The sequence below is a fragment of the Microbulbifer weihaiensis genome, from assembly GCF_048323715.1.
Classification (GTDB): Bacteria; Pseudomonadota; Gammaproteobacteria; order Pseudomonadales; family Cellvibrionaceae; genus Microbulbifer.
Genome location: NZ_JBLWFL010000010.1, coordinates 116,377 through 130,858, shown reverse-complemented (window position 1 = coordinate 130,858; position 14,482 = coordinate 116,377). Strand labels below are relative to the sequence as shown.

Genomic DNA, 14,482 nt, shown 5'->3' with positions numbered 1-14,482 from the left:
ACACACCGACGTTGACGAAAATTAGGCGGCATTATACCGGCCCAACCCGGGTTTGTGCGGATTTCGCGGATACCTATAACGTCTCGGCCTGACCGCCGACCGGCTCGCCCCAGTCGATCACCGCAAGCACATGGCTGCTGCCGGGCCGCGTGACCACTTGCCGGCACACGGAATTCAGCAACCCCAGCCCCCGTCCGGAATAAATACCCTTTTTCTCGCTCACCTGAGGAAACCCGGCACCACTATCTTCTACTTCCAGGAACAGCTCCCCGCCGCCGCCCCAGTCGCGGCAGCGCAGGCCAATGCTGATCCAGCCGGAGTCCAACTCACTGCGGCGCTCCGCCATCAGGTCGTAGTAATGCACAAAACCTTCATCGGTGCATTTCAGCGACGAATCCAGCCCGAGCACACCGTGCTCAAGGGCGTTTCTAAATAGCTCGCTGAGCGCGATGGCCAACTCCTCCTGGAAGCGGGCCGCACCGGGCATTTGCGCCAGAATACTGAGCAGGTGTGGCAACGGGTCGGCGTTGCGCAGCTCCGCTTCAGCCAGGCGCAGCCTGATGGACCACTCGCCGATGCGCCCACCTCTCCGCTCACTGCTGCACTCAACGTCGGCAGCGGCACCGCGAAAAAGCGACTCATCAGTCAGATCAAGCTCGACCAGCGACAGGTCGTCGTGCTGCTGCGATGCATGCGCATTTACCGCCAGCAATATGCGCTCAAACGCGGATCCCTCTCCCACGCCTTTGTCGCCGCTGCCGCCCCCGAGTAATTCCAGCAATCGGGCTTCGCCGAAGTGCTCGCCCTCGCCATTGCGCGCTTCGTGAACGCCATCGCTCCACAGGTACAACCGATCTCCCGGGCGCACACGCAGGTTAACCACTGAGCGCTCGACCTGATCCATCGCGAGCACGCCAAGTGGCAGATGACGGGATTCGAGCATTCGCAGCTCGCCATTGACGCTTTTCAGGCAGGGGCTCGGCATGCCGGCATTCAACAGTCGCAGGTGATTGCGCCGCGGATCAAACTCCAGCATTACCAGGCAACAAAACATCTGTCGCGGCAAAATATCGTAGAGCTTGCGATTTATTTCCCGGAGTACGCGATTGAATGAAAACCCGCGCGGCACCATGGAGTAAAAAATAGATGTCAGGGGCACGGCACCGACTGCGGCGGCCAACCCGTGACCGGCGAAATCCCCCAGCATCAGCACCAGTTTGCCATCAGGGGAGTGCGTTGCCGCCAGCAGGTCACCATTCAGAACCGCTCTCGGCGACAGGTGGTAGCGAATTGCTGGAGTTACGTCGAGACAGCTCTCATTGCCGAGATTGCTGAAAATTTCCCGCGCATTTGCCTGCTCCTGCAGGAAGTCCGCGTGATGCCTGCGCAACCTGTCGCGCTGGGCGATCAGCGATCGGCTGAAGTCGCAGAAGCGGCGAATCGATGCCAGCTTCAATTGCACAAGTGCCGGGCTGTAAGGCTTGGTCAGAACATCGTCACAGCCGCTCAACGGTTCCTGGACAATCCCATTTTCCTGCAGCTCCTGCACAAACAGAATCGGTACCGGTTCGATCCCACTTTGCTGCCGTAAACGGCGCAATTCGGCTGGGCTTGCACTTTGCGCCGCCAGCGGCCCCAATATGATCAGCTCCGGACGGAACTCCTCGTACACCGAAACCGCCTCTGCGGCATTGCCAACCGTGCAAATCAGTGCCGGCCTCGCCCGCCCCTGCTCGGTGGTGTAGTCCCAATTATGAATAAGCGCCTGGATATCCGCGACTTCCTGCGCGTCAGGTTCAACGATAAGAATACGGAAGTCAGGCATGCTGAAGAACAGTGGCGACGGATGATCAGCGAATGCTGAAAATCCGATCGAAATTTGAAACGGTCAGGATATGAGACACGTGGGCGTTAGGGTTCACCAGTTCGACCTCAGGCTCAGCCCGATCTCGGCCGACCTCGACACAGTAATCCCGAAGCAATAGCAGCATCCCCAGGGCTGCGCTATCCAGGTGCTCGGTGGCAGAAAGATCCAGGACAATTTTCTTGGGCGCGGGTATCACGTTGCGGTAAGCACGCTGAAATTCCCGATGCAAATTGAAATCAAAGTGGCCGGATACGCGAATCACCAGCGTCTCACCAGACTCGGAAACTTCCGAATAAACCCGGCTTTCAAACCTGTCGGAAACTACCATCTGAAGTTCCTTTTATCTTTATATGTCCCGCTTATATCCCACTCATTCCATCGTCAATTCGAATCCGGGGCCAAGCCCGGGCAAAGCGTACAAACGACGCCCCAATATACACCTCGCCAGAAGGCATGCAAACCGCGCCCGGATACTTTCAGTTCCACTGCCAAGATCGCAGGGCCCCAGGATAGTAGCAACCTCCCGCCCCCGAATCCCGGCCCCCGGCACCCGGCACCGTCAAGATTGGCATGCCCCAAAACAAAGAACCGGAGCTTTTGGCTCCGGTTCCCGGCCGCTTTCCTGGCGGAGTCAGAAGTCTAACTGATAGTCCATCAGCTCCCTTCGCAGTCGCATCTCCTCCAGCCGGTCTTCGACCATGCGGCGGGCGTCGCGAGGGCTCTGAGGGGTATACAGCAGCTCATCTCCCAAAGAAGAGTCAGCTTCATCAAAATCGATGTCATTTTCGTCAACGTTACCGTTCATAGAAAACTCCACAATCTCGATCTGCCAGGGCAGAAACACTTTGTCTGTTGTTGTTGTGCTTTCGCAGATTAGCCAGCGTAAGCTTTTTCGGTCAAGCAACTTTTAAGCCACGCCCGGGCAGTTTTTCCGAAGGTTACAAAAGATAGATCCGACGCCAACATATCCCGACCCGACCACCGCCCAGCTCCCCGCAAGCGACGCCAAATTAGCGCCAATTTGTGACCAAATCGCGACAATTTCTGGCTATTTAAAAGCGTCAGGCAGGCTGCGCCTTGCTGGGGCGCATTGGTAACCCCAATACTGCGCGCGTTACCTTAGGTGACAGCGGTGAAACAACTGCGCAAAACGTGGCAGGGCGCACAAACGGGAGCCGACGAAAAGGGGAGAACCCGGGCAACCATGACATGAAGCGCCCGAATGGTTAGAATGGCCGCCTTCCGCCCCCGTCGGTTAACAGGATAAACCACGGACCTCCTAAGTCCGGACTGGTGGTTCGAGTCCACCCGGGGGCGCCACTCCAGCGTTTACGCCCAGTTACCCTGCTTAAATTCCGCCTGTGCCTACCCGCCTCCTTTCCATGCGTGACTTGGGGCCACTCTCAGCGACGACCTAAAACGGCAGCAATTGGCTGGGGTACTCAGCTCTGATATGTTTGGCCTGATCAGATACTGCGCGACAGTCCCCACAAAGAGGCCAATAATAATGTCGACATTCGCCGCGGAAGCCCGTAGCTGGCTGCAGACTGCCGTTCTCTCCAGTGAAGAGACCCTGGTAAAGAGCGAGCCTTTCAATTTCATGGTGTCACGAGGCACCCTGCCCCGCGATGTCATGCCATCCCTGCTGGCAGACTTCCCAAAACTGAAAGGCGCCGGCTACCTGCCTTATGAGAGCCGCGAGTGCGGGGATAGCGTGAACGCACTGATCGCGCGTATGACGGAGCCTGAATTCGCCGATGCCCTGGGAGACAGACTCGGCATAGACCGCCTGTCCCAGTACCCCACCTATGTATCGATTTCACGAAGACTCAAGAAACGCCATGGCAATATCCACACCGATGGCAAATCCAAAATTGCCACCGCGCTCCTCTACCTGAACGACGACTGGGAACAGACCAGCGACGGCTGTTTGCGCTTCCTGCACAGCATCAGCGATTACGAAGCGACAGTGATTCCCGAAATTCAACCTGTGTACGGCACCCTGGCGGCATTCAAGCGCGCAGACAATTCTTATCATGGCCACCTGCCATTTGAAGGCGAGCGCCGGGTGATACAGATCGCCTGGCTGGTCAGCGCCAAGGACAAGGATCGCAAGGCCAAGCGCGGCCGCCTCGCCCACAAGCTCAAGCAATTTCAAAACTGGCTGGGTGAAAAGTTTCGGCGAACAGCCAAAGCGTAATCCGCCGAAGCCCAACAGGATCACTCGACCTTTGCTGTTGCCGACGCCGGGAGGGCGACTTGCTGACTTTTCTCGCTGTCATTCTTTTTGCGATTCTGGTCTGGGTCATTCCTCACGCCTGGCAACGAAGTCGGCTGCGCTATTTGCGCAGCCGGACACTGACACCCCGGCAAATCGCACTACTTGCTGAAAATCTTGCCCTCTACCGCTACCTGGCGCCGGCGCAACAGCGCGAACTGCAGCAAAACGTCAGCCTATTCCTGCGCGACAAGGAGTTCGTGGGATGTGACGGGCTGTCAGTTAGCGAAGAAATGCAGGTCACAGTGGCCGGCCATGCCTGCCTGCTCCTGCTACAGCGTGAAAATAGCTGCTACCCCGATCTGCGCACGGTGCTGATGTACCCTGACGCTTACGTGGCCGAGGAAATACACCGCGAGGGCTATATCGAATCCACGCGGCAGAGCGCACGCGCCGGTGAAGCGCATTATCGCGGGCCGGTGGTCATCTCCTGGGGGGATTTGAAGGCGGGGCTTACCCACCCGCAACGGGGTCACAATGTTGCGATCCACGAATTTGCGCACAAGCTGGACGAAGAGGATGGTTATGTGGATGGCCGGCCGCTGTTCGCCAACAGCGCGGAGGGCAAGACCTGGGGCCCGGTAATGCGCGAGGCGTTTTTCGAGCTGCGCGAGCGGCTACATACGCTGCACCATGAAAGTGATAGCGGCGAGGAACCCGGCGACACTACCAACCCGGCCGGAACCCAGCGCGTCTCCGTGCTGGACACCTACGGAGCGCAATCGCCGGCAGAGTTTTTTGCCGTGGCTACCGAAGCGTATTTCATTATTCCGTTGCAGATGGAAGCGGCACATCCTCAGTTATATCGGGAACTGCAGAAATTTTTCCGTACAGATCCTGCCGCACTACTGCGTAATAGTCGTCGGGGCGATTGATATCACAATTGATTGCGGGATCCTGTACCTCCACATCCCGCACCGCGTCGTAATAAAGACGAAGTACCTTTTCCAGGCCACTGCGGCGCAGGCGGGAAAGTGCGGAAAGGAAGCGGCGACCAATGGCAATGGGGTAACCCCTGGTGCCGGCACAGACCGGAACACAAATACTGTTTTCGTCCGACTCTGCAAGCAAGGTCCGGATCGTGTCCGGTTCCACGAAGGGCATATCGCCCAGGCAGACCAGCATGGTCTTGGGGATAACCCCCTGCCTGGTAAGCTGCTCTACCGCGGACGACAGGCTCGCGCCGATACTCACCGGCCAGACCGGCGCATTCAGTACCTGCACAGGCAATTTGGCTAGCTGTGGACTGACAATGGGATCGCTGGCCCGGATGACGACCTGGATACCCACATCATCCCTTTCGCCGACCGCGGAAAGTATGTTCTGCAGGGTCTTTATCAGCATCGGCTCGCCATTGAGATTGGCGAGCCTCTTGTCACTGCCAAAACGATGGGAATATCCGGCGGCCAGCACAATAATTGAATATTCCATACCGTCTTCCCTGTGGTTTATTAAAGGCGTTTTCTCTGTATAGACCGTCAGTAATCCTTCTTCCACTGCAGTTCGACACTACCGGCGCTGCTTTCATTGCTATCCGAGGACTTGATTTCCAGGCGTAAATTCTTGCGCAGCTCGATCTGCATTTCTGCGTGCCACGGATTAAGCGGATCCGTACTGCGCTGCAACTCCAGGTAGATCCGGCTGGTGATGTATTTCCCTAGGCTCAGGGCGTACTGGTCCCCCTCATCGGTTTCTTCAGATTCGAAGTCCAGGGTATCCAGGCCAATCAGCTCGCGGGTTTTCGCCACCGGGTCAAAGCCGGTACCGCCGCTTTGCAGCGTGCGCGCAATGGTCACCAGGCGCACCGCCTGCAGCGGGGAGATATCCGTCAGGGATTTGCCAAACAGCAGTTGCGCAAAAATTTCATCCTGGGCGGCCGCAGGGTTGGAACTGAATTCCACTTTGAGGTCGTCCGTTGTACCGGAAATGACCGCGGTAATTTCACCCTCGGGGTAGGTATGCAGCCCCTTGATATAAATGGCCGCGACATTGTTCTCGAACTGGATCTGACCTTCCTGCAGGTCAAATTTCTTGCCAAGCAAATCGAATTTGCCGCGCACGATGGTGAGCGTTCCGGAAGCCTGGGGATCGGCGGCGGTGCCGGTAATCCCGACTTTGCCTTTCAGTTCCGAATCCAATCCGAGTCCGCGCACATAGGACTGCTGATCTAGGACTATTTCCAGCGCCAGTCCGATGTTCTGCAGCATGGAAGGACCCGCGGTTTCACGGTTTTGATCCACCTCGACCTCGATGACCTCAATTTCCGGCACACTGCTGCCGAGGAAGTGTTCAACCTGCAGCGCCAGCGGCCGTAGATTAAGGCGCCCGGCAAGCAGCGCATCCTCGGTGGATCCAGTGAGTTTGAGCTCCCCGGAGAAGGCACCCTTGGCCGCGGGCATATTCAAAAGGTGTGCTTCCCGGGCACGCAAAACAAAGTCGAGGGCCGGGTGTTCCGGCGCGCGGAAGGTGACCGCCCCCTCCAGCTCGATGCGTCCCTGGTCGCGATCCCTGGCACTGGCCTGTACGATGCGCCACTGCTCCGGTGTCAGCTCGGCTACAAACACCAGCTGCCGGAGGCGGGTATTGCTGGGCCGGTGCTCATAATAGCCATCGCGCAGGTCGATATTGCCGCGCATGTTCGGCGCCAGCGTATTGCCGTCTGCCGTGAACGCAAACGCCAGTTGCCCCCGCATGGTATGAATTTCCGGGTCGAAGAAGGCCCCGAACGTGGCCAGGTCAGCCTGGCCACGTGCATCCATCTTGATGGGTAGCGGCGGAGACTCTCCCGCGCTCTGTTTGGCAAACAGCTGCTCGAGGATCGGCGCTATCGCGAGCGTCATGGTCGCTTCGGCCGCCTGTTTGCTGCCATGGCTGGCATTGAGCGTTCCTTTGAGGTCACCAGCTTCCGTCTGCCAGGAAACAATCAGGCTCAGTGGCGCCTGTACCAGAGCATCGTCGCGCAATGTAGGGGCGCGACCGGTCACCTTGATTTCACCCGCAAGGTCCGGCGCCTGCGGTGACCCTGTTGCCGTTGCCCACAGGGTCAGCTCACCGCTATCGCTGATGTCCGCGGCGATCCAGTCCTCAAAATCAGCCAGCGTGGCCTGCGCCCGCAAATCCAGCTCCAGTGCGTCCTTACCGAGATTGCCGTTGGCAACCAGCTGGTTGCGCCCGGCCCACAACAGCCTCACGTCAGCCAGCCGCACCTGGCTATCGATAAAACTGACATCCCCCTGGATCTGCCAGGGCTCACCGCGAAAACTGCCCAGGCCCAGCAGGTTCACGCCCGCTTCCGGAGCGGAAAAAGAACCGGAAAACTGGCCGTCCAGGCTCAACTCACCCACCAGGGAAGGCGGCAGCTCGGCCCCTACCAGCTCCAGCAGTGACACCGGAATGTTGCGCCCCGCAATGCTGCCATTTGCCCGCTGTGCCTGCGGCTCCACCACGCCATTAATTTCCAGCCACGCATGTCCGCGGCGGGCGGACAAGCCCGAGTCCTCGACCAGCCCGGCAAGACTTCCGGCGCTCTGCTCGGCCTCCGCAGGCTTGTCCTGCTCCTTAAGCGGATAGTCTTCCGCCGGTGCCGACGGGTCGCCGGCCACAAGGGAGTGATCGGGCTCCGCCGGCAGCTCCGCACCGGTGAACAGATCCAGGCGCAGTCGGTCGAGGGTCAACTTGTTCACATCGCCCGACACGCCGCCGCCCAGTTGATAACGGTAATTCTGATAGTCCCCCTGCGAATTCAGCTGCGCAGAAACCTGCGGGTTTACCCAGGGCCCCGTCACAGCAACCACCGCATCCAGATTCACCCGCGTTCCCGGGGTAAGGGGCAATCCCAATTGTTCTGCGAGCTGCAGATCCCGGGCTGCAGCGTCCAGCTGGAACTGCAGGGATTGCTTTTCGATATCCACTTCGCCACTGCCGCTGACCCGCACCCCTTCACCTTCCAGCACGATGTCGCTGATGGCGAATTTTTTCAGGTCGCCGCTCGCCGCGCCGTGCACCTCTGCGGCCAGATCCCGGTAAAGAACCCGGCCATCAACCTGAACGACCAGCTGCGGATTCACCCAGGCCCCTGAAGCCTTTACCGATAAGCGGGCAATTTCAGCATCAATGTCCGGCGGGATTTCGATTTCACGGGACTGTTCCAGCGCAGCGAGAATCTCCCGCACTTTTTTCAGCGGTAAGCGCTCAATCAAACCGGCAACATCTATGGATTCGCTGTTGAGATCGACCGTTCCCCCAAGATTCAGTTGCGCACCGGCAAATACCAAACGGGCAGTCTGGATACGAATATTTTTGTCCCGGGTTTCCACCTCACCGGTCAGATGCAGCGGCTGCGCCTGATAGCGACTTTTCAGTTCCAGGCTGCCATTGACCTGAGGTAATGTCAGCGGCCCCGCGACATTCAGGTCTGCACTCAACCATCCACCAACGAGGTAATCCTGCCAGGGCTGGGATATGGCGATGGGCAGGCGATTGAACTTGAGCGCAAGCGACATCTCCTCTGCATTTACTTGCCCGGCAATACGATGGCGGGAATCATCCACCGTTAATTCCAGACCGTCAGTGGTCACCGCCCACGGACTCAACGTGATTTCAGCGGCGCCCACCAGACCGAACTGGTGGGCAACCAGCGGCAGTGAAAATTGCTCCACAGTCGCCGTAACGTGATTGTCGTCCCGCACATGCAGCGTGATTTTTCCCTGGGCATCCAGATCCTGGTTCTCTGGCAACTGCAGTTGCCGGGACAGAAAGCCACCGGAATTTTCTCTGGCCGACAACGCGATCTGGTAGTGATCCGCTGACTGCAAAATGCCCTCGAGGTGAATGCGCAACTGGTGGCCGCCGTGCTCTTCAATCGCCAAGTCCAGGCCCGACTCTTTTCCGGGCCAGCGATAACTGCCCTGCCCTGCAACGGAGAGCACCGGCAAACCTTCGAGCTGCGCGTCAATCAGCGTGAGGCTGCCCACCGCCAACTTGTCGACCAGTATCGCCGGTACCGGCAAGGCATCCGCCTGTTCGGCGACTTCCTCAACCTCTTCCGGCGGCGGGTGGGCCGCCAGGTACTTCCCGAGCAGGATATTGTCGAACCACAGGGATTTCGCGCTCACCTCCACAAGATGAATCTGCTTACTCAACAGGGGTTGCAGGTCCAGGTGCAGGGTCAGATCCCGCGCGTCCAGCAACGGCTGTTGCTGGTAGCGAACGTCGAGGTGGGAGAAATACCAGTGCCCGAACTCCCGGCTTCCGATCTCGCCAACGACGATTTCCAGGTCTGGAAGGTAGTGGCCCGCCGCGGACAGGCCGCTTCGCGTCAGGGCTACCCGGCCAGACTCCGACCCCAGCAGCACCACAAACAGCAATAACAGGATTAGCGGCGCAATCGCCAGGCTGGTTAACAGCGGCCAGCGGCGACGCGAAAGAAAGCCTCGCCTCGCCATCAGAATGCCTGCCCCAAGCTGACATAAACCTGATAGGCACTGTCGCCAAGTCCTTCCCGCCGCTCCAGGGGAAATGCCACGTCAAAGCGCAGAGGAGCAAAGGAGGTCATATAGCGGACACCCAGGCCAACACCCCAGAACAGGCTGGAGTCAAAGCGTGGTTGCGGATCCGCATAGGCATTGCCTCCGTCGAGAAACAGCACCCCACCCCAGGTGTCGGTGAACCGGAAACGCCCCTCGAGGGAGATTTCACTCAGCGCACGCCCACCGATCGGATCGGAAAGTGTGGGCGGATCGCCGGGCTGTGCTGGCGGCAGTAGACGGCGCGGCCCCAGCGCCTGGTAGCTGTAGCCGCGCACCGAGCCACCGCCGCCAGCATAGAAGCGTTCGTCGGCAGGGATGTCCAGGTTGTCGATGCCGCTGATTACACCGGCTTTGATGCGCAGCGCGAGGGTGGGATCAAAGCGCATCTCCTGCGCGGTCAGATAGCCGGTCATCACCAGCGTGTTTTTTACAAAGCGGGTACCGGAGCCCTTGAGATCCAGGTAGGGCTTGACCTCCATGGTGACTGTCGCACCGCGACGGGCGTCCAGCAGGTTATCGGTGGTATCCACTTTGACTGCCAGCGGGAAAGACAGCAACCGGTAGTTTTCGCTCTCTTCGCCCTCTTCCTTTACCTCACTGAACTTGAGCTCACTACCGACACTGAACGTGCGATTGCGGGTTTGGCGCCGGGATATATTGCCGCCAAGGGTCAGGGCTTTGGCCTGGTAGGAGTCCCGCTCTTCATTGGATGCTTCCGCTTTGGCAGAAAACTCCTGATTGTCACGGAAAAAACGCGGCACCAGCAATTCCGTTTTCAGGGATTGCTTGACTTCGTTAAGCCGGGTTTCCACTTCGATTTTTTCGCCACGCCCCAGTATGTTGCGGTGTTCCCACCCGGCCGATACGCCCGCCCCTTCGTCAGACGTGTAGCCAACCCCGAGGCGAACGGTGCGGTGATTGCGCTCCAGCAAGCGAAAGGTGACATCCACCACACCATCCACCGGCTCCGACACTTCGCTGTTCACCCCGGCGATCAGGTTGGTGCGCAACAGGCGCAGGCGCGCGGCATCGACCTTGCGGCGGTTGAAGCAGGCTCCGGGTTTCAATTGCAGGCGTTTGCGCAGGTAGTCTTCATTGACCGTGCTCAACCCTTCCAGTTGAACCTCGCCAATCCGCACTTCCGGGCTTGGCGCCACCCGGTACACCAGGCGCGCCGCCTGTTCGCTGTGAATCACCGTGGCTTTGTAATCCACCTCGATATTTAACAGGCAGGCGTGGTCGCCGAGATATTTCTCGATCAGGCTGACGCCCTCGGTAACCTTCTCAGCCTCCAGCGGGTCGCCAACCTTGAGGCCGACACCGGGAAAATCCGCGCGCAAATGTGGCGGCATTTTTACTGTCAGGGTCTTGATCCGATACAAGGGACCGGGCACCACCCGGTAAAGGATTTCGCCGTCAGTGACCGTCTGGCGCACGCGGCCATCGTAATAGCCGCGTGAGCGCAACAGCTTCTCCAGCGTACCCCGTTCGTAGCGGGCAACATCCAGCGGATCCTCGTAGGACTTCAATACGCTGCTGGATTTGCGCTGCTGGTTCACCTGCTCGCGCAGCCAGTCCTGAAGCTCCCGGTCTTCCGAGACGCGAATTTTGAACTTTGGCAGGCTATCGATAAAAGGCAACGCCTGTGCCGGCTGAATAACAGAAATGGCCAGGCAGCACGACAGTATTACAGCGAGGGTGCTGTACCAGGTGGCGGGAAGAAAGAGACGCAATTCAACTATCCGTTTGCAAATATTCACTACTGCGACGCCGGCCACGGTGAAAAGTTGCCGGGTCGGCACCGGGTAAAGGGCGCCAACCCATCACACGGTGCAAAAGCTATCAGCGCGCAGGGAAGGCCCCAGGCGCCTCTTTTTTCTCAATCAGGGGATTACAGTTTTTGATGACCACGCGCCCCTCGAGCAGGTTGCCTTTGGAGTATTCGGAAAAAATGCACTCATTGGTTCTGGGGTCATAGTTTTCCACCCAGAGGTTGTCGTCTTTCCAGGTGGATCCGAGGTGGCGCTGCCCCTCGGGCACACTGATACGCATCACACCACCGAAACGTTTGACGAAAACCTGTTCATAGTGGAAGTAATACGCCAGCCATCCCACCAGAAACACGATGGCCCCGACGATAGCGCCCTTCCCCAGGCTTCCAAGGCGACTGCCTGCAAACAGACAAAGTGCCGCAAGCCCGATGACTGCGGCCCAGTACAGATACGTAATCATTGCTGATCTTCCGTGAATTATTGAATTATTCGCAATCGGCTCCCAACAGGGTAGCGCAGAATGCCGGGCGCGGTATACCACAGTGGGCGGATGATGGAAACGGGAGGAAAAAACGTGGCAGGCACGAAGAGCAAGCTTGATCTGTATCAAGGGGCGTGACGAGGCGCCTCGTACACTGGACTCATCAAGCAATACCAACCGAAGGAGCTTACCATGGACGCATTGATCGACCTGTTCACCAGCTTTTCTGGCCTGCTGAGCCTGGCCATCGTTGCCTTCGTCTGCCTGATGGCGACGTTCTTTATTCGGCTCGCGTTCAAGAAAATGGATGAAGAAGAACACGAAATTGGCGCGGTGAAGCAAGTACATCAGGGCGCCCATCAGCACGCCTGACCACTTGCCGATTGCGGAGGCAGGCCTCTACTGGCACTGCCTCCCCCCTGATTGCACAGTTACTCAGGTCTGCAATTCCGGCAGATTTTCAAACAGGGTTAACGCCTCAGGGTTCGCCAGCGCCTCCTGGTTTTTCACCGGTCGACCGTGAACCACGTTGCGCACCGCCAGCTCGACAATCTTGCCGCTGATGGTGCGCGGGATATCCGCCACCTGAATCACTTTGGCCGGCACATGGCGCGGCGTGGTGTTGGCGCGGATGGTGGTACGGATTTTCTGGGTTAACGCCTCATCCAGCGCCACCCCCTCTCTCAGCACGACAAACAGTACAACGCGGACATCGTCGCCCCATTCCTGGCCGATACAGATGCTGTCCAGAACCTCCTCGACCTTTTCGACCTGACGGTAAATTTCCGCTGTTCCAATACGCACGCCACCGGGGTTGAGTACCGCATCGGAGCGGCCGTAGATGATCACGCCGCCATGGCCGGTGATTTCCGCGTAGTCACCATGCGCCCAGACACCGGGCCAGCTGTCAAAGTAGGCACCGTGATACTTGCTGCCATCCGGGTCATTCCAGAAGCTGATCGGCATGCACGGGAAGGACTTCGCACACACCAGCTCGCCCTTCTCCTGTGCTACCGCTTTGCCGTCGTCATTCCAGACTTCTACCGCCATGCCCAGGCCGCGACATTGCAGCTCTCCCGCATAGACCGGCAGCGTGGGATTGCCCAGGGCAAAACAGGAGATGATGTCGGTACCGCCGGAAATGGAAGAAAGGCAAACATCCTCCTTGATATCGCGGTACACGTAACGGAACCCTTCATGGGCCAGGGGGGAGCCGGTGGACAACACCGCGCGCAGCTTTTCCAGCTTGTGGCTCTCACGGGGCTTGCACCCGTCTTTTTCCAGCGCCGCAATATATTTCGCACTGGTACCAAACACGCTGATGTTTTCCTCATCCGCCATATCCCACAGGGACTGGGCCGCGGGATAGAAAGGCGAGCCGTCAAACAGCACCAGAGTCGCACCGCACGCGAGCCCGCTAACCAGCCAGTTCCACATCATCCAGCCACAGGTGGTGAAATAGAACAGGGTATCGTCACGACGCATGTCGGTATGCAGCTGGTGCTCTTTCAGGTGCTGCAGCAAGGTACCGCCCACCCCGTGCACGATGCACTTGGGTACCCCGGTGGTGCCGGAGGAATACATGATGTACAGGGGGTGGTTGAACTCGGTTTGCACGAAAGTCAGCGCACGGGCCGGCGCCGTTTCGAGGAAGCCATCCAGCACCACCGCGCGCTCAAGCCCCGCTATCGCTTCAGCGGTGTCCGCTGCGCTGCGGGCAACCGGCACCACCACCATTTGCTCGATCGACTCGATCTGGGCCACGATCTGCTCCAGGCGCGGCAATGAGTCGATGGTTTTGCCGTTATAGAAGTATCCCTCGCAGGCAAACAGAATCTTTGGTTGCACCTGCCCAAAGCGATCCAGTACCCCATTGATCCCGAAATCGGGAGAACAGGATGTCCAGATGGCACCGAGACTGGTTGTCGCCAGCATGGCGACGACGGTATCGATGATATTGGGCATGAAGCCGGCTACGCGATCCCCCTTGGCGACTCCGGCGGCGTCGAGTGCCGACGCCAGGGTGCCCACGCGCTCAAACAGTTCCGCATACGTCAGTTGGCGTCTGCGACCGTTTTCCAGGCGCTCGACCAGCGCGACCTTGTCATCGCGGTAGCGCAGCAGGTTCTCGGCAAAGTTCAGGCGAGCGTCGGGAAACCACTCGGCGCCCGGCATGACATCTGCCCCGAGCACGCGCTCACCACGGGTTTCTGCGACCACCCCGGCCACCTCCCACAATTCGGCCCAGAAATGCTCGCGCTCTTCCACGGACCACTGGTACAGCTCGGCATAATCCGCCAGCTGCAACGAAAACTTGTCATTGATGTGGCGGCGAAAGGCGTCCATCTGGGTGGACGCGATAGCCTCGGCAGTGGGCTGCCACAGGGGGAGGGCTTGGTTACTCATCTCGGCTGCTCTCTCGATCTATTCGTTATTTGGCTTAGTTCGACTAAAGACCATTATTCGCCAGAACGCGATAGGGGCAATCATGCCTTGGTCTAACATTTAAAACCAATTTAAACTTATTAACATTAGTTAAAGTTTTATTAACAAACA

General features: G+C 58.5%; 11 protein-coding genes and 1 tRNA gene. 4 read left to right on the top strand and 8 right to left on the bottom strand.

What is annotated here, in order from left to right:
- Positions 1–73 precede the first annotated feature (73 nt).
- From ACNKU7_RS12915 to ACNKU7_RS12905, 3 genes are all read right to left on the bottom strand, one after another.
- On the bottom strand, positions 74–1,825 hold the full coding sequence (locus ACNKU7_RS12915) for an ATP-binding SpoIIE family protein phosphatase (protein ID WP_418297404.1): 1,752 nt from the start codon (positions 1,823–1,825) through the stop codon (positions 74–76).
- Positions 1,826–1,850: 25 nt separating this feature from the next.
- The gene (locus ACNKU7_RS12910) at positions 1,851–2,195 is read right to left on the bottom strand and encodes an STAS domain-containing protein (protein WP_418297403.1); all 345 of its coding nucleotides are present in this window, start codon (positions 2,193–2,195) and stop codon (positions 1,851–1,853) included.
- 303 nt (positions 2,196–2,498) lie between these two features.
- Positions 2,499–2,672 carry a PA3496 family putative envelope integrity protein gene (locus ACNKU7_RS12905; RefSeq protein WP_418297402.1) on the bottom strand — a complete coding sequence of 58 codons (174 nt, stop codon included), beginning with the start codon at positions 2,670–2,672 and terminating at the stop codon, positions 2,499–2,501.
- A gap of 439 nt (positions 2,673–3,111) precedes the next feature.
- Between ACNKU7_RS12905 and ACNKU7_RS12900 the strand changes: the two genes are divergently transcribed.
- The 3 genes from ACNKU7_RS12900 to ACNKU7_RS12890 all read left to right on the top strand — a co-directional run bounded on the left by ACNKU7_RS12900 (position 3,112) and on the right by ACNKU7_RS12890 (position 5,020).
- Positions 3,112–3,187: transfer RNA gene (locus ACNKU7_RS12900), tRNA-Arg, on the top strand.
- A gap of 187 nt (positions 3,188–3,374) precedes the next feature.
- Positions 3,375–4,067, top strand: coding sequence for a 2OG-Fe(II) oxygenase (locus tag ACNKU7_RS12895; RefSeq protein WP_418297401.1), 693 nt, complete (start codon positions 3,375–3,377; stop codon positions 4,065–4,067).
- Positions 4,068–4,126: 59 nt separating this feature from the next.
- A complete protein-coding gene (locus tag ACNKU7_RS12890; protein ID WP_418297400.1) occupies positions 4,127–5,020 on the top strand; it encodes a M90 family metallopeptidase in 894 nt (297 codons plus the stop codon).
- Here the strand turns inward: ACNKU7_RS12890 and ACNKU7_RS12885 are convergent.
- The 4 genes from ACNKU7_RS12885 to ACNKU7_RS12870 form a co-directional block, all read right to left on the bottom strand.
- A complete protein-coding gene (locus ACNKU7_RS12885) occupies positions 4,911–5,576 on the bottom strand; it encodes a nucleotidyltransferase family protein (RefSeq protein ID WP_418297399.1) in 666 nt (221 codons plus the stop codon). The two genes, ACNKU7_RS12890 and ACNKU7_RS12885, sit on opposite strands and share 110 nt — an antisense overlap.
- Before the next feature lie 47 nt (positions 5,577–5,623).
- Entirely contained in the window at positions 5,624–9,589 is a 3,966-nt protein-coding gene (locus ACNKU7_RS12880; RefSeq protein ID WP_418297398.1) for a translocation/assembly module TamB domain-containing protein, read from the bottom strand.
- On the bottom strand, positions 9,589–11,406 hold the full coding sequence (locus ACNKU7_RS12875; RefSeq protein ID WP_418297397.1) for an autotransporter assembly complex protein TamA: 1,818 nt from the start codon (positions 11,404–11,406) through the stop codon (positions 9,589–9,591). Before ACNKU7_RS12875 ends, ACNKU7_RS12880 begins: the two co-directional genes overlap by 1 nt.
- Positions 11,407–11,515: 109 nt before the next feature.
- Entirely contained in the window at positions 11,516–11,905 is a 390-nt protein-coding gene (locus ACNKU7_RS12870; protein ID WP_418297396.1) for a hypothetical protein, read from the bottom strand.
- Between the two features lie 213 nt (positions 11,906–12,118).
- Here ACNKU7_RS12870 and ACNKU7_RS12865 point away from each other — a divergent pair, with 213 nt between their 5' ends.
- Complete coding sequence (locus ACNKU7_RS12865; protein ID WP_418297395.1) at positions 12,119–12,298, top strand: DUF3149 domain-containing protein; 180 nt, start codon at positions 12,119–12,121, stop codon at positions 12,296–12,298.
- 63 nt (positions 12,299–12,361) lie between these two features.
- Here ACNKU7_RS12865 and ACNKU7_RS12860 read toward each other — a convergent pair whose 3' ends face one another.
- Entirely contained in the window at positions 12,362–14,332 is a 1,971-nt protein-coding gene (locus ACNKU7_RS12860) for an acetoacetate--CoA ligase (RefSeq protein ID WP_418297394.1), read from the bottom strand.
- Positions 14,333–14,482 lie beyond the last annotated feature (150 nt).